The organism is Phyllobacterium myrsinacearum, from assembly GCF_014138285.1.
Lineage (GTDB): Bacteria > Pseudomonadota > Alphaproteobacteria > Rhizobiales > Rhizobiaceae > Phyllobacterium > Phyllobacterium myrsinacearum_A.
The window spans coordinates 249,529-269,578 of the sequence record NZ_JACGXN010000006.1 but is presented as its reverse complement, the minus strand read 5'-3'; the positions used below and the strand labels follow the sequence as shown (position 1 = coordinate 269,578).

Genomic DNA, 20,050 nt, shown 5'->3' with positions numbered 1-20,050 from the left:
CCGAACGGAAAATTGATCGAATGGGGATAGCATTCACGAACGACAGCATGCCGGAAACGCTTTCGTGCATCAGCCATGAGACGCGTTCGAAATGGCTGCTGCAGAGGGTCGCCATCCTGCGCCGAAATCCAAACTTCGGCGATGCTTCAGCGGACTATGCACGTGGTGCCGTCAGAATTTTCGAGGGCCGCTATATGGCCAACAAGGTCATGGCCAATGTTGCCCGTCAGGTGATTTGCATGTCTATTCTGGCGTTGCATTTCACCCGTGACAACCGGCATCACGGCGCAACAATTTCCGGTATTCAAAACATAACATCCGGCCTGAAGCTGTGCAGCAAGAACACTACTGCCGCGACAATCGATCTTTTGGAAAATATAGGGCTCGTCACCCGCGTGCTCGACGAAAGTGATCACAGGAATCATCTGATCCAGCCAACCGGCAGACTGATATTCGGGATCAGACGAATTACCGGGATCGCTCTCAGTGCAGCGGATAAATTATTTCCCTCGCGGCATTACAAGCAGCTGATCGAGGGAACGGATGATTTCGTCGAAAACTACTTCGCATCCAGCCTGCATTCGCTGCTGAATGTCAGCACCATGATTTCCGAGCTGCACAGTTCCCAATTGTTTGCCATCAGCGATGGCGGCGGCGTTCTGTTGTGCAAGCTGATGTCAATGAAGGAACCACGTACAAACGCTGAAGAAAGCATAGTGTGCTTTCCTTACGACGAAATCGGTCACCTCTATGGCGTATCGCGCACCCACATACGTCGGCTCATGAAACGGGCCGAAGCCGAGGGGCTTGTGCGCCTGCTGGAAGATGGTGGCAGAAAGATCGAAATACTGCCGCCCCTCAACGACGTGTTCGAGAACATGGTTGCGGCGCATATTGCCCGCGCGCAGTTTGATCTCCACCTTGCCAACAAGGACTATGATCTGTTGCCCATGGATCGCTTCGCCTAGGATCAGGTCCGGCGCCAGGTGCTTTAGCTTTTCACGTCAAACATCATGCCCGAAACGAAATGACCCTGCCTTTTTGAGGCAGGGTCTTTGAGCATTGACTGGAGATCAACTGAACTCAATCGCCTTCTTGTCCGACGCAGTCCTTCTACGCCGTCGAGAATATGCAGGATCACGTTGCATCCATTTTTCAAGGCAGTCAAAGGACATAACTGGTCGTTTTTTGCTACCAGTTTGGGATCGTTTTTCTGAAAGAAGCGTCGCTTGGCAAAAAAACATCTGATTTTCTACGCCGCTTCGCACCCTCGCGGCAAAACCGGCCCGCGAAAGTTAACATCTGACAAAAAATTGATTTGCATCCGGAAACATCAATCCGCGCAAGGATTTATGGCACACAACGATTGGAATAGAGCTTTGCAATACGATTTTCCCGGTCAAACGGAATGTAGCAAATTAGCAACAATGGGGATGGTAGCAAGATACGACCAGTTATGTCCTTTGACCAAAAGGGTACCAAAGTAAGACATAAGTGAGGCACTGCAATATGGCTTGCCCCCTTAACAATGATCCTTAACTGGAGATCGACATGAATATAAAAAGTCTTCTTCTCGGCTCCGCCGCGGCACTGATTGCGGTGTCAGGAGCTCGCGCTGCGGATGCAGTCGTTGTCGCCGAACCAGAAGCTGTCGAATATGTTCGCGTCTGCGATGCATACGGCGCTGGTTTCTTCTATATTCCCGGCACAGAGACATGCCTGAAGATCGGCGGCTATATGCGCTATGATGCCGGCGGTGGTGATGATCCGTACACCGGCGGTCACATGGGCGGCCAGAACGACACCTATTACAAGCGCGCTCGCGCTGAGGTGCGTTTTGATGCCCGGTCAGAAACCGAGCTCGGCACATTGCGCTCTTACATCCAGACACGCTTCCAGTACACCGATGGTGATCAGGATGGTGCTTCCATCCCGCAGGCCTTCATTGAACTGGGCGGCTTCCGCATCGGTGTTGCTGACGAAATCTTCGGCTCGTGGGTTGGTTATGCCGGCGATATCATCAATGACGACGTGATCCAGTACAACAGCTTTGCCAGCAACCAGGTCAGCTACACCTATACCGGCGGAAATGGCTTCTCGGCTATTATCGCTGCTGAACAGGGTGAAACAGACCAGGGCTACGATTACCGCATTGATGACTACATGCCACACGCTCTCATCGGCGCGAAGTGGGAACAGAGCTGGGGCAAAATCTCCGGTATCGCAGGCTATGACTCTGCGGTTGAAGAATGGGGCTTCAAGGCTCGGTTGGACGTAAAGGTCACCGATACGGTTACCGCCTGGATCATGGGCGCCTACCAGACCAACTACGACGAACATTCCTTCAGCACCAATCTGAACCGCAACTGGTTCGGTACATGGGAAGGCGATTATGCCCTCTGGGGCGGCATCGCTGCCAAGGTTTCCGATAAGGCAACCGTCAATGCTCAGGTTGCTTACGAAGAACAGGGCACAATTGCTGCTGCTTTGAACGTGGCCTATGAGATTGTTCCAGGCTTCACGATCACGCCGGAAATCAACTACACCAAGTTCGACGGCGAACGTAAGGATGAATCCATTCGCCTTGGCGGCAACGATGATGCCTTCGGTGGTGTTATCCGCTTCCAGCGCAACTTCTGATTATCGTCACGCTTGAATGAACGTCCGGGGCCGAAAGGCCCCGGATTCTTATTGACGGTGATCCGGCTTGTCTGTCAGGTCAAGATCGGAAAACCGCGGCGCCGGGGCTGCTTCGATGAGGCCGGAAGACGTCTCCGTGTAAATGCCGCGTGCTTTGGCGTGAGGATGACCTACCGCTTCCGCGATGCTCAAGACCGGTGCGAAGCAGGCATCTGTTCCTTCCAGAAGATCGCACCAGTGATCGCGCGCACGACTGGCGAACAGGTCCGTGAACCGCCTTTTGAGGCCAGGCCACTCCGTCCGGTCATATTGCGAGGCGGGATCAACGTCAGAAAGCCCCAGCTTGGCAAGCAAGAGCGTGTAGAACTGGTTTTCAAGTGCACCGATCGTGATGAAACGGCCGTCAGCACAGACATAGCTGTCGTAAAAGGGCGAGTCGTGGAACGGGCTTGGGCGAGCTCCATCGATCTGTCCACTTGATCGCGCCAACTGAACGATCGTGCCCAGCATCGCCACCACATCGACAATGGCCGCATCAACCACTCTTCCGCGACCCGTCGCCCGGGCATCCAGCACCGCACTGACAATGCCGAAACACAGACCAAGGGCGCCGGTTGCATCGCCCATGACAGTTGGCGGTACGATGGGCGCCTCGCCGGGACGTGCAGAGAGCGAAAGAAGCCCCGTCAACGCGAGATAGTTCAGATCGTGACCCGCAGACTGTGACAACGGTCCCGTCTGTCCCCAACCGGTCATGCGGCCATAGACGAGCCGCGGATTGCGGGCCGCACATTCGGCCGGTCCAAGGCCAAGGCGTTCCATCACACCGGGCCTGTTGGCTTCGATCAAAGCATCTGCACCGGCGATCAGCTCAAGTGCCCGGGTGACACCCGCCGCTGTTTTAAGATCGAGGGGAATGACCTGCTTGTTCCGGCGCAAAGGATTTTCGCCGTGGTCACCGCCAAATTCGCGCATGATCTGCTGTGGGACCGGCCGGCTGATCACAGTCACCTGCGCGCCAAGACTGGCGAGCATAAGCCCGGCGAGAGGCCCCGGGCCTATTCCTTCAAACTCAATGACACGAAGCGTGTGCAGGGGATTTTGCGGTGCCTGTTCGCTCATGCTCATTCCCGTTGCCTGGCGGGAGCGCCGAGCCCCCACCCTACCCATTATGCATTGACAGCCGCTGGTTCCTGATGCCCCTCGGGTGGAGCGTTATGATCAGGCGCCTTGATACGGAACCAGGCGATATAAAGAGCTGGCAGGAACAAGAGTGTCAAAACCGTTCCAACGATAATGCCGCCCATCATCGCATAAGCCATCGGACCCCAGAAAATCTCGCGGGCTATCGGTATCAGCGCGAGACTGGCAGCGGCGGCTGTCAGCATGATGGGACGCATTCGATGCTCGGTCGCTTCGACCACCGCACTCCAAGGATCCTTGCCTTCCCGTCGCAGATCCTCGATCTGGACGACAAGAATGACGGAATTCCGGATCAGAATGCCGATCAACGCCAACACGCCGAGCAATGCCACAAAGCCCAACGGCGAGTTGCTGGTAAGCAGTGCTGCGACGACACCAATAATGGCCAGAGGTGCAACCGCAAAGACCAGAAACAGGCGCTGGAAGCTTTGCAGCTGGATCATCAGCAGTGTCACCATAGCGAACAGCATCAGAGGAGCGACGGCGGCGATCGGCGCCTGGGCCTTGCCGCTTTCTTCGACAGCACCGCCGACAACGACGCCGTAGCCGGGGGGCAGTTTGTCGGCAAACTCCTTCACTTTTGGCGCCAGTTGCGTCACCACTGTCGCGGGCTGCAACGCGCCAAGAACACCCGCCTTCAACGTGACGGTGGGCTGGCGGGCACGCCGCCAAACGATGGGCTGCTCCAGCTCGTAGCGGAAATTGGCAACAGCTGCAGCCGGCACAGACTGGCCATTGCTGGTTGGAAGCTGGAGATTGCGAAGCTGATCGATCGATCCGCGTTCATCAGCGCGTGCACGGACAACAACGTTGATCAGATAGATGGAATCCCTCACCTGCGTGATCGTCGATCCGCCAACAACGGAGTTCAACGAAGAGGCAATCGATTCCGAGGTGATGCCGAGCTGCCGTGCTTTATCCTGCAGCACATCAACCTTGATGACACGCGATGGCTCGTTCCAATCGAAGGTGATGTCGCCGATGGATGGATTGCCGGCAACGAGATTGGCCATGTCGTGGGCGTAATCGCGCACCTTTTGGACATCCGGACCGCTGACACGATATTGAACCGGGCGACCGACAGGCGGGCCGATGTCAAGCAGATGCACAAACGCGTCCGTGCTCGGAAATTCGTTCTTCAGCCATGCCTGCAATTTCGTGCGCAACCGGTCGCGAGCCTCCAGACTTTTCGTCACGATGACCGTCTGTCCAAAGAACGGATTCGCCGGCTGTACGTCGAACGACAGAAGGAATCGGATGGCACCCTGCCCGACATAGGAACTCCAATGGTCGATATCAGCGTTACCAACCAATTGCTCTGCCTCGAACTTGTCCATCTGCGCCTTGGTTTCAAGGATCGATGCATTCTGCGGCAGATTCCAATCGACAACGAGTTCATGACGATCGGAATTGGGGAAGAATTGCTGCTGAACATGACCCATTCCATAGACGGAGACCGCAAAAATCACGACTGTTACAGCAATGGTTACCCAGCGGAACCGCATGCAGAGCAGAAGAATCCGCTGGAACAAGAGGGTAAATCGGCCAGGATTTTCGTGCTTGTTCTTCATTGTTTTCGGCAGCAATGTCACACCGAGCAACGGTGTAAAGACGACAGCTACAATCCAGGAGACAACGAGAGAGACGGCGATCACCACAAACAGTGTGTAGGTGAATTCACCCGCCGCACTGCTGTTGAGACCGACGGGAATGAAGCCGGACACTGTCACCAGCGTGCCTGTCAGCATCGGAAAAGCCGTGTGCGTGTAAACATAGGTCGCTGCTTTTCGCAGATTATCCCCCGCCTCAAGCCGCGCCACCATCATCTCGACCGCAATCATTGCGTCATCGACGAGCAGTCCAAGGGCAATGATCAGCGCACCAAGTGAAATGCGCTGGAGCGAGATGCCCATATACTCCATCACCATGAAGGTGATCGCCAGAACAAGCGGTATGGCCAGCGCAACCACAAAGCCGGCGCGCATGCCCAGACTGACGAAACTGACGGCCAGCACAATGGCAACGGCTTCAAAAAGGGCTCTCGTGAAGCCCGATACGGCCTCTTCAACGATTTGCGGCTGATCTGAAACGAGATTGATGCCAACGCCCACGGGCAGATCCGCCGTGATCTGTTGCATCTGTTCTTTGAGCTTTTCACCGAATTTGAGCAGATTGCCGTTCGGCTTCATGCCGATGGCAAGACCGATGGCTTCTTTGCCGTTCACACGAAAGAGACTGGTCGGGGGATCCTGATAGCCACGCGTGACTCGCGCCACGTCACTCAAACGGAAGAAACGATCATTGACCCGAAGATTGATGGCCTGCAGGCTTCTCTCCGATACGAACTGGCCATTGACCCGGATCATCACCCGCTCTGGACCGGTCTCAATCACACCCGATGGGGTGATCGCATTCTGGGCCTGCAAGGTGCTGATGATCGCCTGTTGATCCAGACCCAAAGCCGCAACCTGTTTGGGGGAAAACTCAAGATAAATGGCCTCATCCTGCGCACCGACCAGCTCGACCTTGCCGACGTCGGGAACGGTCAGGACTTTTCGTCTGACATCCTCAACATAGTCGCGCAGTTGCCGTTGGCTCAGCCCGTCAGAGGTAAATCCGTAGACGTTTCCGTAGACGTCGCCGAAATCATCATTGAAAAACGGGCCAACGACACCCTGCGGCAGTTCAGATTGAATGTCGCGAATAAGATTTCGGGCGCGAATCCATGTCTGGGTGACCGCTTCGCCGCGTACGGTATCCTTCAGATTCAGGAAAATCGTCGTCGAGCCGGGTGAACTGACACTCTTGGTATAGTCGAGTGTATCGAGCTCTTCGAGCTTCTTTTCGATCCGGTCGGTGACCTGCGTTGTCGTATCTTCAATCGACGCGCCCGGCCATTGAGCCGAGATCACCATGGTCTTGATCGTGAAGTTCGGGTCTTCTTCACGGCCAAGATTGAGGTAGGAGAAAATCCCCGCAATCGTGAAAACGATCATGAAATACCAGACCAGGGACTTGTGATCGAGCGCCCATTCGGAGAGGTTGAACGTCTTCATAGTGAATTCCCGTCAGTCAACTTGATCTTTTGGCCTTCGGCAAAGCTATGAGCTCCCGCCGTTGCTATGCGGTCACCATCGGTCAGCCCGTCGGCGACAATTGCCTCGGCGTTGGTGCGGCCTTCCAGCCTGACTTCCTTGGTAGAGACCGTTGCCTGCTTTTCATCGATCAGCCAGACAAATGTCTTGCCGTCCTTGTCAAGAATGGCGGTTGCCGGAATGCGTATTCTCGGGTCCGCAGCGGTGGTCAGATAGGCCGTGACAGTTGTTCCAAGGCGAAATCCTTCCGGCGGCTGCTCGAGGGTAATGCGCGTGCGGCGCGTGCGTGTCGCTTCATCAGCTTGCGGGGCTATTTCCCTGACAACACCGGATGTCTGTATCGTGGGATCCGTTTGCAGCGAAACCCCGAACTTGCTGCCGATCTTAATCGGGTTCGCCACTGCCTCCGGTATATCGACCACGGCTTCCCGTACGTCGGGGCGTGCAACCACGGCAACCAGTTGCCCGGCAGTCACGGTCTGTCCCACATCGGCCTGCAAGGATGTGACCACCCCGTCGAAATCAGACCGAAGCACCGCATAGCCAAGCTCTTCTCGCGCCTTTGTCAGATCGGCATCCGCACGCACAACCGCAGCGCTTGCCGCGGCGTTGGCCTGCTGAGCTTCATCAAACGTCGCTTGCGTCGACGAATCCTTGCTGAGAAGCGCCTTCTGGCGATCTTCCGTTGATGCCGCATTGACCAGTTGGGCCCTTGCAGATGACAGACTGGCTTCCGCCGCCTGCACGGCCAATTCAAGTGCGAGCGGGTCGAGCGCTGCGATCTCCTGCCCGTTCGAAACCAGGTCTCCAACCGAAACATCGCGGCGCACAATGCGCCCAAGTGTGCGGAAGCCAAGCTGGGTCTGGAAACGCGGCTCAACCTTTCCGGCAAATCCCCTGATCTGCAACGACTGTGACTTGACCGTGGTAGACAGGACGGGTCTGATAACCTCGGGTTTCGCGGCCTCGTCCTGTTTTTGGCAGGCAGCAAGCATCAGGCTCAGACAGACAAGGCTTGCGCCGTAAACATGAACACGCCTCATGATGGATCACCGTCCTTGACTGCAACAATCTCGGTCGAGCGCAACCGGGTTCCGCCTGATGTCACGACCTGTTCGCCAGCCTGCAAGCCGCCACCGATTGCGACATTCAATGACTCGTAAGCTGTTACCGTGACGTCGCGCAGACTCACTGCCTTTGTTTGCGGATCAACAACCCATACTGCCGGTTTGCCATTGTCCGAGGTCAATACCGAGGATGGCAGGACCGCCGCCTTGACGGCCGCCAGTTTGACAGTTCCGATGACCACAGAGCCAAGAGTCATTTCGGGAGGAGGATTTTGCACGGCGACCTTGACGCGCACGGTACCCGAAGCATCATCGACGGTTGGCGAGACTTCGCGAATTGTGCCGACGGCCGTGATTGAAGGATCGTCGAGCAACACGATCTGAATCTGGTGATTACCGATATTGCGCGTCACCAATCCTTCATAGACATTGAAGATGGCATCGCGTGGTCCGTCTACAGCCACTGTAAAGGCAGTCGACGCGATCTGCGTGACCTGCCCCACCTCGATGTTGCGGGCGGTCACGACGCCGGATGCATCGGCTTTCAGCTCCGTATAGGACAGCGTTTCACGCGATGTATCCAGTTGAGCCTTGGCCGCGTCGAGGGACCCTTGCGCCGTACGCTGGGCTTCTTCGGCGCCGTCATAGGCACTCCTTGTGGTGAAGCCTTGCGCAAGAAGTGTTTTCTGGCGGTCAAAGGCTGAGGTTGCCTGACGAACCTGCGCCTCGGCCGAGCGCACTGCAGCCTCAGATGCCGCGACATCGGCTTGCTGCTGCGTCGGATCGATACGTGCCAGCACGTCACCAGCCGCCACATGATCACCCACATCAACGAGCCGCTGGGTTACCTTGCCGCTCACGCGGAATGAAAGATTACTGTCGATCTTGGCACGTATTTCGCCACTCACCGAAACACTCTGCGAATAGTCCGTAAACTCAACCTTGGCTGCATTCACCGGCGCCGGGGGTTTTTGTTCTGCGGCCTTTTCGGGCTGACAGCCTGCGAGAAGGGCAAGTCCAAAAACCATGATCATCATTTTGCAGGTGTGGCGGGTAATACGCTGGGGCAATTGCCGCTCAACCGCACATTCCGGGGAGTAAAAGTCAGGCCGCATCATTCAACCAATCCATGAAAAGGTGTGACGGGTATATTATTGACTGATTATTCAGTCAATGTATAATCTCGTACAAGTCGACTTCAAAGCTCCGTTGGAAGAAATCATGGCTGAAATAAAAAATGCGTCAAGCGCAGCAGCGGCGGATAACGCACCTGGCGTACGCGCGCGCCGCAAGGCCCAGCGCCCACAGGAGATACTGCATGCCGCATTCGATGAGTTCGTCGAACGCGGTTATACCGCAACCCGCATTGAAGACGTGGCCAAACGGGCCGGCGTCACCAAGGGCACGATCTATCTCTACTTCCAGAACAAGGAAGAACTGTTTCAGGATGTCGTTCGCAAGCTATCACAGCCCATTTTCAATGAGGAACAGTTTTGGCTCGAGCACCAAAGCCGTCCGTGCGATCAGCTTGTGCGGTTGTTTCTGGATACCGTCTATGAACATATGACCGTCAACCCCTATTCGCGCGAAATCCTCCGATTTCTCATTTCCGACGGCCGGAGTTTTCCCGAACTGACCGCGTCGCATTATGACGAATTCGTCAAACCGACACTGACGATCTTCGAGCACATCCTTGAGAAAGGCATGCGCGAAGGGGTTTTCCGGGCGGATGCAGCCACCAGTCAGATGAGCTATATTCTTCTAAGCCCCGCCCTGACATTGACGATAGATAAATTGCTGGACTGCCAGACAGACCTGCCGGAGCTGAACGATTATGTGAATGCGCACTACGAAATGATCATGCGCAACATCCGCAAATAGCGCCATCGCGTTTCGACGCTGTCGCTAAAATCACCTCGATTTCAAAATTTCTGTTCCAGCTAGGCCGTAAAGTTAGCAAATCATTCCTTCTTGGCCTTCTTCGACCACTTTAATCTTGTCATGCGCAACTGATAGGCGCGCAGCTGATGACGCTTGTTCATTTCTTGCGAACGGATGTAGCGGCTGCGCATCATCGGACCTTTATCAGCCCATCCCAGAATTGCCGAACAGGCCAGAATCGCCGAACAGGATTGACCATGACCATAGCCATTTCAGACAAGATCAAGGTTCTGTGGTTTTTGCCAACCCACGGTGACAGCCGTTATCTCGGAACATCTGAAGGCGGGCGGGCGGTGGATTTACCCTATCTGAAGCAGGTGGCTCAGGCGGCCGATACGTTGGGTTATTACGGTGTTCTCCTGCCGACGGGCCGCAGTTGTGAAGACAGCTGGGTTGTCGCGTCAGCCCTCGCACCTCTTACGGAACGTTTGCGCTTTCTGGTTGCAGTCCGTCCCGGACTGCAGTCTCCGACACTGGCAGCCCGCATGACGGCAACCCTGGATCGCATTTCAGACGGGCGCCTTTTGATCAACGTTGTCACCGGCGGTGATCCCGTCGAAAACAAGGGTGACGGCATTTTCCTGTCGCATGATGAACGCTACGAGGTCACGCGCGAGTTCCTCGACATCTACAAAGCCGTCCTAAGCGGAGAAACGGTTGAATTCACAGGCAAGCACTTCAGGATCGAAGATGGCCGCCTGCTGTTTCCGCCACACCAGACACCGCACCCGCCCCTCTATTTCGGCGGCTCTTCCGAAGCGGCCAATGCCGTTGCCGCAGAACAGATCGACAAATATCTCACCTGGGGCGAGCCACCTGCCGCCGTTGCGGAGAAGATCAACGGCGTCAACGCTCTGGCGGAAAAAGCCGGTCGCAAGGTCAGCTTCGGCATTCGTCTGCACGTCATCGTGCGCGAGACCAATGAAGAGGCTTGGGCGGCAGCGGACAAACTGATCAGCAAACTCGATGACGACACGATTGCTGCGGCCCAAAAAGTGTTCGCGCGCATGGACTCCGTTGGCCAGTCCCGCATGAGCCAGCTGCATGGCGGACGACGGGACCAGCTGGAAGTTAGTCCCAATCTCTGGGCGGGCGTCGGCCTTGTGCGCGGCGGCGCGGGTACAGCACTTGTAGGCGATGCGGCGACAGTGGCCGAGCGCATGGATGAGTACCGCCGTATCGGCATCGATACATTCATTCTCTCCGGCTATCCGCATCTCGAAGAAGCCTATCGTTTCGGCGAACTGGTTTTGCCAAATCTGCCGCTGGATCATGAAATCCGGGCCAGCCCGACCTCGGTCAATATGGGTCCGTTCGGAGAAACCGTAGCCGGAGATCACCGCCCGGCCAGCGTCAGGGCAAGCCAGTCGTGACACCGACCCCGGTCGTTGCGATCATCGGCGGCGGCTTTTCGGGCACCACCATCGCCTATCATCTGGCAAACCGGACGGATCAAAACCAGGTCGAAATTCTCGTCATCGAACCAAGAGAACGATTAGGCGGCGGCCTGGCCTACTCAACTGATGATCCGGCCCACCGCATCAATGTTCCGGCCGCAAAGATGACAATGGTATCGGCGGAACCGGCGCATTTTGCACAATGGTTGGCCAGAGATGCGGGGAACGCAAAAGACCATCTCGCCCGAACTGCCAAAGGGGATGATTTTCCGCAGCGCTCTGTTTTCGGGCGCTATGTGAATGATCATATCCGGCCGCTTCTACAGAGCGGTCGAGTCAATCACATCAACAGCGCAGCACGGGGGCTTGCACCGGCTGGCGGATGCTACCGCATCGTTCTTGCTGACGGGAGGATACTCAACGCCGATATCGTCGTGATCGCCACGACCCATCCCTTGCCATCCGTCCCCGCAGCTTTGCAGCCGCTCGCCGGTACGCCGCATTTAATCGCCGATCCCTATGCTGCGGATGCACTTGATGCGATCCAGTCAGACCATTCGGTGCTTGTGGTGGGAACAGGACTTACCGCCGCCGACATCATCGCTTCCCTTGACCGGCGCGGGCATCACGGGCCTATCACCGCCCTGTCACGGCATGGGTACCGGTCGCGTGGGCATGCAGAAAAAGCCACCGACCCCATTGGCCGTTTCGGTTGCGATAGAACAGCCCGCTCCCTGTTGCGAAGCGCAAGAATTGCATTGAACCAAGCACAGCGCGAAGGCGCGAGCTGGCATCCCGTTCTGGATGCCCTGCGGGATCAGGCACCTGCCATCTGGGACGTGCTGCCAGTACAGGAGAGACGTCGGCTGGTTCGACATTTACGGTCGTTGTGGGATGTGCATCGCTTTCGCATCGCTCCACAGGTCGAGGCGGTTCTCGACCGGCAGCTTCATGAGAGAACGCTGACCATTCGCGCTGCATCGCTACAGTCGGCGTCTTATGCCGAGGGTCAATTCAAAGTGGATTACAGACCGCGTCATGCCCAAACCCTCGAAACCGGCCTGTTTGACGCGGTTATCATCACGACAGGCCCGGCCCATACGGCGATAGGCCGGAGCAATCCTCTCATTGCATCCCTGTTCGAACAGGGGCTGCTGAACAGCGACCCGGTGGGGCTCGGGCTGCACACTGCCCGGACAGGTCAGGCCATCCGTGCCGATGGCAAAACCGTTGAAACACTTTACATCGGCGGGCCTTTGGCGCGTGGTACATTCGGTGAATTGATGGGCGTTCCCGAGGTCACACGCTATGCGGAATTCATCGCACAGTCGCTCGAACGGCAGGTGGCGCGCTGGCATGGCTGAGAGACAGGCAAGCCTCATAACCAGAGAGACCTGCCGTCGTTTACTCACTCAGCAGCTATACGTTGCGCGTCGCGCTTGGCTTCCAGCTCGCGCACCAGAGGAATGATGTTTTTGCCGAAGAACTCCACCTCCTCCTGGAAATGCAGAAAGCCGAGCAGGATGAGATCCGCTCCTGCATCTTTCAGCGCAATGATCCGCCCGGCAATCTGCACCGGCGTTCCGATGAGATTGCTGCGGAAACCGTCATTGTATTGGACAAGGTCCTCAAGTGACGACTTCGCCCAGTTGCCCTCACCTTCCGGCGAGGCCTTGCCGGCATTCTTCACCTGATCCGCAAAGCCCTGCACCGCTTCGGGATTGGCTTTGGCAACAATCTCATCGAGGACAGCGTGCGCCTCTGCCTCCGTCTCGCGCGCTATGGCAAAGGCATTTACCCCGATCTTGACGGAATGGCCGTTGGCTGCGGCCTTGGCCCGGATGTCATCGACCTGCTTGCGGATTTCCTCCGGCGTATTGCCATTGGTAAAGTACCAGTCGGAGACCCGCGCTGCCATGTCGCGCGCTGCACGGGACGAGCCACCCTGAAAAATCTCAGGCTGCGGATCCACCGGTTTCGGTTTCATCGAATAGTCGTTGAACCGGTAGAAGTCGCCTTTGAACGTAAAGTTGTCTTCAGTCCAGATACCGCGCAGCGCCCGGATGAACTCTTCCGAGCGGCGATAGCGCTCATCATGGTCAAGCCAAAGTTCGCCGATGGCCGCAAACTCACCGCGGAACCAGCCACTAACGACGTTAACTGCGACACGGCCATTGGTCAGGTGACTGATCGTGGCGATCTGCTTGGCGGCCAGTGCCGGGTTCCAAGGTCCGGGCAAGAGCGCGGCGATAACCTTGAGTTTGGTCGTGGCTGCCAGAAGCGCATGGCTGAACGATACCGATTCATGCTGATTGTCCGCACCGTAACCAGCGGTGAAGCGGATCTGGCTGAGTGCATAATCAAAGCCATTGGCTTCGGCGATCTGTGCCAGCTTGCGATTGTAATCGATATCCCAGCCCGTTCGCTGTTCGATATTGCTGATGACAAGGCCGCCCGAAACATTGGGAACCCAATAGGCGAATTTCAGTTCATCGCGTGTCTGGCTCATGGTGCTATCCTTCCGTGATGGTGAACATTCTGAAAACTCTCAGCTGTAAAGGCTGACCTGCGGTATCTCGCCATTCAGCACGAAATTGCCGACTTCCCTGGCCTTGTAGAACACCGGGTCATGCAATGTGTGGGTGCGGACGTTGCGCCAGTAGCGATCAAAACCGTAGCGGGCTGCTGTTGCCCGGGCACCCATCAGTTCAAAGACTCGTGCTGTGATTTCCAGCGCAACATGCGTCGCATGCACCTTGGCGTGATAGGCTTCGATGGCTGCTTCGCCGCGTTCCTGCGCCGTGACGGCAGAACCTTTCGCAAGGGCGCCCTGCACGGCGAGTGCCGCATTTTCCGCAAGCGCCACCGAGGCCTTCAGGGATGCGGAAAATTCCCCGAACCGTTCCAGAATGTAGGGATCTTCGGCAGCACGGCTAACACCCGAAGTCTCCCACGGTTTTGTCGTCGTGCGCACATAGTCGAGCGCCTGTGCCAAGGCACCTTCCGCGGTGCCGAGGTAGAAATTGACGAAGACCAGTTGAATCAGCGGTGTATTGAATGTGGCGAGCGGCGGCAGCGGTGCATCGGGAGCAGCCAAGGGAACCAGAAAGTCAGCCTCCGTCACGGCGTAGTCGCGAAATTCGACACTGCCGCTGTCCGACAGACGCTGGCCGATATTGTCCCAGTCATCCGCCGGGAAATAACCGGGTCTGTCCGTCGGCAGCACAAGACTGGCAACCTCACCGTCCAGCAAGGCGATAACATTGATGCGGTTGGAGATGTGTGCAGCCGTACTGAACGTCTTGCGGCCATTGAGGCGATATCCGTCATCAGCACGGGTCAGTGTCAACCCGGCATCTCGCGGATTGACCACCGCGCCCCAGTAATGGCCCTTCTCGACGGTCTCCACACCAAGTACATGGGCTGTTGCTTCATTCGCAGCGATATAGGGCACGTAGGCATTGACATAGTGGTAGCCCAGCAACTGGCCAATGGAGCTTTCGCCGCGTGAAATGATCCGTACCAGCCGCAGAGCATCCGCCCAGCCGATACCGCCGCCGCCGATCTCCTTGGGGTGCAGCGCGGTGAGAAGCCCGGCATGCCGCAGAGTATCGATTTCCGCTTTGGGTACGCCTGCCTCTCGGTCACGCTCCGCGCCGGTTTTTGCAAGGTCCTCTGCAATGATCAGTGCACTGGCGGCAAAATCCTCATAGGTGGCTGAAGCCGGGTGAATGAGTTTCAGGGATGAACGATCAGACATGGGACACCTTTTTCGAGAGAAGTTCAATCGACGCGTCCGCGCCGGTTGAGGAAACTGGCGGCAAGCACGATAAAAATGAGCAGGCCGGTACCGACCTGCTGCCAATAGAAACTGAGACCTGTCAGGAGCAGCCCATTGGCAACGATGCTGAGCAGAAGAACACCCAGTACCGTGCCGGGAACATTGGGGCGTCCCTCGCGGCTGAGCGTGGTACCGATGAAAGTCGCCCCGATGGCATTGAGCATGAAGGCGCCGCCCGAATTGGGAATGTAGACCGAGACGGTCGATGTCAGGATGATACCGGCGATCGCGGCGATAAGACCGCTGATCACATAGATCAGCCCGATATGGCCCGGCACATGCAGGCCTGAATAGCGTGCCACGCTCTGCTGTACACCGATGGCCAGCACAACCCGGCCGAAACGTGTGCGGAACAGGAGCGTTGCAGCGACGATGATCAACAGTCCGACGATCACGAGCGGAACCGGTACGCCGATGATATGGCCATGGCCGATAAAACTGAACAGCGGAGAGATACCGGTTTGGGGCAGATAGACGGGATTGCCGCCATTGGTCAGCAATTGCTGGGTACTGCGGCCGATGAACAAGGTCCCGAGCGTCGCGAGAAACGGTGTGATTCCGGCACCTGATATCAGCAAGGCGTTGAAACCGCCAACCGCCGCCCCACTGACGAGCGCCAGGAGAATGGCCAAACCCACGGGGTAACCCGCAAGCACCAGCGAGACAAAGGTAAAGCTGGCAAAATCCACCGACGTGCCGACCGACAAATCGATACCCCCCGCCGCGACGGCAAAGGTCATGGCGACAGCGACGATGGCGAGCAGAGTGAAGTTGTTGACGAGTATGCTGGTGAGATTGGCCGAGGTCAGGAACGTCGTTGTGGCGAATGAGAAAAATGCAAAGACCCCGGCAAGCGCCACGATGACTGCGTAGCGAAGCAGATATTGTCCGACGGATTGCAGACCAAAGGGGTTATGATCCGGATTTGCAGCGATACTCATCTCACGCCGCTCCCTTGCCGCGCTGCAGCGATGTCGCCGCAACAACCAGCAGAATGAGAATACCCTGAATGCCGCTGACCAGCGTGCTCGAAATATTGAGAAGCTGGAAGCCATTGGTCAGGAAACCGACGAGCAGGGTCGACAGCAGAGTGCCGCCGATTGTCGGCACCAGACGGCGCGAGAACACGACGCTGAGGAGTGCTGTCACCACGACCGGAAGCAGCATCTCTCCCGCACCGGTTGTTGATCCGCTGAGATAGGAGACGGAGAGTATCCCGGCCACTCCGCCACAAAACCCGCTGGCAACATAGCTGCCAGCAACCATGCGTTTTACCGGTAGGCCTGCAGCTCTTGCAGCCTCCGGAAAGGCGCCGACCGCATAAAGCCGCAAGCCAAGCGGTGTGAACTGTATGATAGCAGCAGCAATACCGGTGAAGATCACCAGCACATAGGCCAGAACAGGAATGTCAAACGGGCCATAGGCAGACAGCAATGACAGAAAGTCCGATGAAGCCGACACCACCGTGTTCTGCGTCAACACCAGTTCAAGCCCGGCCACGACATTCATGACAGCCAATGTCGCCAGCAACGGCACGATACCAAAGACGACGATGGCGATCGCATTGACAAGACCAATCAAGCTGCCGGTCAGCAATGCACCTGCAATGGCCACACCATCGCCATAACCTGCCGAAACCAGCGTCGCATAAACGGCAGCGCTCAAACCAAGATTGGCAGCGAGTGACAGGTCAATGCCGCCTTTGACGACATTGGCGCCGCCACCGATAATGACGATTGTCAGACCAATCGCGAGCACGCCGAGAATGGCCGACTGCCCCAGCACATTGCCGATATTGCCAAGCGTGAAAAAGAATGGCGCGGCAACTGAGAAAAACACCAGCAAAGCTGCAAAGGCCAACAGCGAACCGCCGCGCAAGGCAAACCCGGCCAGCCAACGCACGATGTGCCCGGTGCCGTTCCCCGAGGTATAGCCAGGAAGTGTATCGATATCAGCCGACATGGCGTTCTTCTCCATGATGCGGGGTCAACGCGCCTGTTGCCTCGGCAAGAACATCATCCGGGGTTGTTTCAGAGGACCGAAATTCGCGAACAACGGAGCCGCGAAACAACACGAGAATGCGGTCGGTTATCCCGATGAGCTCGGAAAGATCGCTGGAGAGAACGAGGATGCCAGCCCCCCGTTCGGCAAGTTTGCCGATGAGGTTATAAATCTCGACCTTGGAGCCAATATCGACGCCGACCGTTGGTTCATCGAGAATATAGAGACTTGATTTCCGGCTGAGCCATTTGGCCAACGCCACCTTCTGCTGGTTTCCGCCACTCAACGTCCGCACAGGGGCGAAGCGGCCGTTGGTCTTGATCGCCAGCTGCTCGATGAGCCTGTCGACCTCCGCATGTTCGGCATTCCGTTGCAGAAAACCTGATCTGGTGAAACGTTTCAAACTGGCGAGTGTGGTGTTCTCCGCCACACTCAGGCCGAGGGCAACACCATCACCGCGCCGGTCTTCCGGCACCAGCGCCAGACGTTTGGCTACTGCTGCGACAGGCGAACGCGGACGCCCCTGCTCACCTTCGATTGTGATCTCGCCGCTATCGGCTGTGTCCAGTCCGAAGAGGACACGCACCAGATCCTTGGCCCCAGATCCGAGCAACCCCGCCAATCCGACGATCTCGCCTTGCCGCACATCAAGAGAGACATTCCGGAATTTGCCCGCCTTGGATAGTTTTTTCGCGGTCAAAACCGGCGCGCCGATTGTGGTGGCGACCTTCGGGAACATCTCGCCTATATCACGCGCCACCATCAGCGAGGCAATTTTCGATGCGGGGGTAGACCGCGGATCGACACTTGCCACATCCCTCCCGTTGCGCAGGATCGTTGCCCGGTCGCACAACGCCTCGATCTCATTGAGATAATGCGAGATGTAAATGATCGTGATGCCGTCCGTGCGCAGCCGCCCGATCAGGTCGAACAGGATATCCGCCTCCCGCCGCACCAGCGCCGCCGTCGGCTCATCAAAGACAAGGATGGATGGCTTGTCCAGCAGCGCGCGGGTGATCTGCACGATCTGCTTTTGGGCGGTCGTCAACTCACTGATCAACGCATTGGCGGGCAATCTCAGATTGAAATATCGATCAAGAATGTCTTGGGCACGCTTGCGCATGGATCGTCGGTCGAGAAACGGCAGCCTGTTCAAACGCGGCTCGCGACCTAGAAACAGCGACTCGCCGACGTTAAAACTCGGCACCAGCAAACGATCCTGATGGATGAAGTGGATGCCAAGCTTTTCCACTTCGCGCGCGGTCAGGCGCTCATGGCGAATGCCGTTGATTTCGATCACGCCTTCATCCGGCTGATATAGACCGGCGAGAATTTTGATCAGCGTGGACTTGCCCGCGCCGTTCTGGCCGATCAAGCCATGCACGGTGCCGCGCTCCACTTCAAGCGTCGCGCCCGACAGCGCTTCGACGCCACCGAAGCGCTTGACCAGCCCGCGCAGGCTCAGCGCGTATTTGCTGTTTTCCGTTACCGGGCTCATACGCCTGTTACCGTCATCAACCGAGACGCAGGGTCTTGGTGACTTCTTCGATGTTCTTCTTGTTGGCGATCAGCGCGGGCACATAGGTCTCGCGCGGCAGTTTCTGCCCAGCAAGGTAACGTGCCACATTGCGGATAGCCGTGCGGCCGATCTCCTCTGGCTGCTGGGCCGCGTTGCCAGCGGCTGGCGAGTTCGGATCACGTACCAGCTGCAAAACCTCGGGACTGCCGTCGACGCCATAGGTGCTGATTTCCGTCCGTCCCGCCGCCACCAGCGCCTGTGTTGCGCCAAGCTGCGGAATATCCCAGGCGGACCAGATCGCCTTGATCGATCCCTTTTCCGGATATTTGTTGAGGATCGCCGTAATCTGGCTGAATGCGTCCTGAACCGTGTTCGGGATGACGTCCCGCAGTTCCGGTTCGATGATCTTTACATCGGGATAGTATTTGATGACGGCCTTCAGCTGATCATAGCGGATAGCACAAGGCACAACGCCGTAGAAACCGTTGAACACGACGATATTGCCCGCGCCGCCAATGTCCGACACCAGCTGCAGAGCCAGATCCGAACCGATGCGCCAGTTGTCCGATGTGGTGTTGTTGAGCGAATTGGGCGTGCCGACATCAATGGTGAAAACGGGTATCTTGGCGTCCTTGGCGCGCTTCAACCAAGGGTCGACGACAGTCAGCGTTCCCAGCAACTGCACCAGCGCGTCGGGACGCTGCGCAATCAACGTCTGCAGCTGCGAAACGAGCTTCGTATCGTTGCGCTGTGCATCGACGGCAATGGGCTCGCCCCCCAGCTTCTTCACTTCGTCGATCTGGGCATTATAGGCGGTGAGATCAAAATGATGATCTGTACCGGTGGCGCTGATGGCGATGCGCTTGCCCTTGAGCGAGGGAATCTCTTCTTCAGCGGCGGCGGCACTCCCGGCTCCGCCAAGAAGCCCGGCATTGGCCACAGCGATCGTTGCACCCGCCGCCAGACCGGCCTTGAGCAGGTTGCGACGGCCAATGGCCGGTCCGGAATCTCTGTTCTCGCTCATTCGTCTCTCCTGATACCCATCCTGTGCCGGTTTGATGAATGACCGGCATCGTCAAATCTGGCATCAGGGTAGTTACTCTACTCGTTTAATCGAGATTAAACTTTTCCCACTTGGCGAGTGGCGCGAAAAACCGTCCTCATTTTGACGCCGGAGCCACATCGATATTCTCGAGAAGGCGGTGTTTGAGGCGCATGGGGCGCACCAGCCGGCCAAATTCGAGATCTGTTTGCCCTCCCATAAAGTGTCGGGCCTAACACGCGTTTTGCGCGATTGTCGCGATTTATAGAAATTCGTTTCTTCCAACTTTGCCCGGTCCGAAGAA

Annotated in this window: 15 protein-coding genes; 5 read left to right on the top strand and 10 right to left on the bottom strand. The window is 57.0% G+C overall.

Annotated elements, in window-relative coordinates; translation table 11 throughout:
• Positions 1-20 precede the first annotated feature (20 nt).
• Together FHW16_RS18775 and FHW16_RS18770 are read left to right on the top strand one after the other, a co-directional pair.
• Positions 21-968, top strand: coding sequence for a helix-turn-helix domain-containing protein (locus FHW16_RS18775; protein WP_182550799.1), 948 nt, complete (start codon positions 21-23; stop codon positions 966-968).
• Between the two features lie 583 nt (positions 969-1,551).
• On the top strand, positions 1,552-2,640 hold the full coding sequence (locus FHW16_RS18770) for a porin (RefSeq protein ID WP_182550798.1): 1,089 nt from the start codon (positions 1,552-1,554) through the stop codon (positions 2,638-2,640).
• A 48-nt stretch (positions 2,641-2,688) separates the two neighbouring features.
• On the opposite strand, the gene FHW16_RS18765 is transcribed toward FHW16_RS18770, so the two are convergent.
• The 4 genes from FHW16_RS18765 to FHW16_RS18750 are packed head-to-tail and all read right to left on the bottom strand — an operon-like array spanning position 2,689 to position 9,123.
• On the bottom strand, positions 2,689-3,762 hold the full coding sequence (locus tag FHW16_RS18765; RefSeq protein WP_246711839.1) for a CaiB/BaiF CoA transferase family protein: 1,074 nt from the start codon (positions 3,760-3,762) through the stop codon (positions 2,689-2,691).
• 47 nt (positions 3,763-3,809) lie between these two features.
• Positions 3,810-6,899, bottom strand: coding sequence for an efflux RND transporter permease subunit (locus FHW16_RS18760; RefSeq protein ID WP_182550796.1), 3,090 nt, complete (start codon positions 6,897-6,899; stop codon positions 3,810-3,812).
• A complete protein-coding gene (locus tag FHW16_RS18755) occupies positions 6,896-7,981 on the bottom strand; it encodes an efflux RND transporter periplasmic adaptor subunit (protein ID WP_182550795.1) in 1,086 nt (361 codons plus the stop codon). The genes FHW16_RS18760 and FHW16_RS18755 overlap by 4 nt, the downstream gene beginning before the upstream one ends.
• Entirely contained in the window at positions 7,978-9,123 is a 1,146-nt protein-coding gene (locus FHW16_RS18750; RefSeq protein ID WP_246711838.1) for an efflux RND transporter periplasmic adaptor subunit, read from the bottom strand. The genes FHW16_RS18755 and FHW16_RS18750 overlap by 4 nt, the downstream gene beginning before the upstream one ends.
• A 103-nt stretch (positions 9,124-9,226) precedes the next feature.
• On the opposite strand from FHW16_RS18750, the gene FHW16_RS18745 reads away from it, so the two are divergent.
• The 3 genes from FHW16_RS18745 to FHW16_RS18735 all read left to right on the top strand — a co-directional run bounded on the left by FHW16_RS18745 (position 9,227) and on the right by FHW16_RS18735 (position 12,707).
• Positions 9,227-9,886 (top strand): TetR/AcrR family transcriptional regulator, encoded by a 660-nt coding sequence (locus FHW16_RS18745; protein ID WP_182550794.1) that lies wholly within the window; start codon positions 9,227-9,229, stop codon positions 9,884-9,886.
• Between the two features lie 257 nt (positions 9,887-10,143).
• Positions 10,144-11,319, top strand: a complete 1,176-nt coding sequence (gene ssuD / locus FHW16_RS18740; RefSeq protein WP_182550793.1) for an FMNH2-dependent alkanesulfonate monooxygenase — start codon at positions 10,144-10,146, stop codon at positions 11,317-11,319.
• On the top strand, positions 11,316-12,707 hold the full coding sequence (locus tag FHW16_RS18735; RefSeq protein WP_182550792.1) for an FAD/NAD(P)-binding protein: 1,392 nt from the start codon (positions 11,316-11,318) through the stop codon (positions 12,705-12,707). The genes ssuD and FHW16_RS18735 overlap by 4 nt, the downstream gene beginning before the upstream one ends.
• Before the next feature lie 44 nt (positions 12,708-12,751).
• Here the strand turns inward: FHW16_RS18735 and sfnG are convergent, their stop codons facing one another.
• Genes sfnG through FHW16_RS18705 form a run of 6 tightly spaced genes read right to left on the bottom strand, consistent with a single transcriptional unit; the run spans position 12,752 to position 19,728 of the window.
• Positions 12,752-13,852, bottom strand: coding sequence for a dimethylsulfone monooxygenase SfnG (sfnG, locus tag FHW16_RS18730; RefSeq protein WP_182550791.1), 1,101 nt, complete (start codon positions 13,850-13,852; stop codon positions 12,752-12,754).
• A gap of 39 nt (positions 13,853-13,891) precedes the next feature.
• Entirely contained in the window at positions 13,892-15,103 is a 1,212-nt protein-coding gene (locus FHW16_RS18725) for an acyl-CoA dehydrogenase family protein (protein WP_182550790.1), read from the bottom strand.
• Between the two features lie 23 nt (positions 15,104-15,126).
• On the bottom strand, positions 15,127-16,125 hold the full coding sequence (locus tag FHW16_RS18720; protein ID WP_182550789.1) for an ABC transporter permease: 999 nt from the start codon (positions 16,123-16,125) through the stop codon (positions 15,127-15,129).
• 1 nt (position 16,126) lies between these two features.
• Complete coding sequence (locus tag FHW16_RS18715) at positions 16,127-17,146, bottom strand: ABC transporter permease (protein WP_182550788.1); 1,020 nt, start codon at positions 17,144-17,146, stop codon at positions 16,127-16,129.
• Positions 17,136-18,683, bottom strand: coding sequence for a sugar ABC transporter ATP-binding protein (locus FHW16_RS18710; protein WP_182550787.1), 1,548 nt, complete (start codon positions 18,681-18,683; stop codon positions 17,136-17,138). The genes FHW16_RS18715 and FHW16_RS18710 overlap by 11 nt, the downstream gene beginning before the upstream one ends.
• A 16-nt stretch (positions 18,684-18,699) precedes the next feature.
• A complete protein-coding gene (locus FHW16_RS18705) occupies positions 18,700-19,728 on the bottom strand; it encodes a sugar ABC transporter substrate-binding protein (protein WP_182550786.1) in 1,029 nt (342 codons plus the stop codon).
• Positions 19,729-20,050 lie beyond the last annotated feature (322 nt).

Bases quoted from the DNA above. Each gene is read 5' to 3' on its own strand.
- FHW16_RS18775 (WP_182550799.1), top strand. From the start codon at position 21: ATGGGGATAGCATTCACGAACGACAGCATGCCGGAAACGCTTTCGTGC.
- FHW16_RS18770 (WP_182550798.1), top strand. From the start codon at position 1,552: ATGAATATAAAAAGTCTTCTTCTCGGCTCCGCCGCGGCACTGATTGCG.
- FHW16_RS18765 (WP_246711839.1), bottom strand. From the start codon at position 3,762: ATGAGCGAACAGGCACCGCAAAATCCCCTGCACACGCTTCGTGTCATT.
- FHW16_RS18760 (WP_182550796.1), bottom strand. From the start codon at position 6,899: ATGAAGACGTTCAACCTCTCCGAATGGGCGCTCGATCACAAGTCCCTG.
- FHW16_RS18755 (WP_182550795.1), bottom strand. From the start codon at position 7,981: ATGAGGCGTGTTCATGTTTACGGCGCAAGCCTTGTCTGTCTGAGCCTG.
- FHW16_RS18750 (WP_246711838.1), bottom strand. From the start codon at position 9,123: ATGATGCGGCCTGACTTTTACTCCCCGGAATGTGCGGTTGAGCGGCAA.
- FHW16_RS18745 (WP_182550794.1), top strand. From the start codon at position 9,227: ATGGCTGAAATAAAAAATGCGTCAAGCGCAGCAGCGGCGGATAACGCA.
- ssuD (WP_182550793.1), top strand. From the start codon at position 10,144: ATGACCATAGCCATTTCAGACAAGATCAAGGTTCTGTGGTTTTTGCCA.
- sfnG (WP_182550791.1), bottom strand. From the start codon at position 13,852: ATGAGCCAGACACGCGATGAACTGAAATTCGCCTATTGGGTTCCCAAT.
- FHW16_RS18725 (WP_182550790.1), bottom strand. From the start codon at position 15,103: ATGTCTGATCGTTCATCCCTGAAACTCATTCACCCGGCTTCAGCCACC.
- FHW16_RS18720 (WP_182550789.1), bottom strand. From the start codon at position 16,125: ATGAGTATCGCTGCAAATCCGGATCATAACCCCTTTGGTCTGCAATCC.
- FHW16_RS18715 (WP_182550788.1), bottom strand. From the start codon at position 17,146: ATGTCGGCTGATATCGATACACTTCCTGGCTATACCTCGGGGAACGGC.
- FHW16_RS18710 (WP_182550787.1), bottom strand. From the start codon at position 18,683: ATGAGCCCGGTAACGGAAAACAGCAAATACGCGCTGAGCCTGCGCGGG.
- FHW16_RS18705 (WP_182550786.1), bottom strand. From the start codon at position 19,728: ATGAGCGAGAACAGAGATTCCGGACCGGCCATTGGCCGTCGCAACCTG.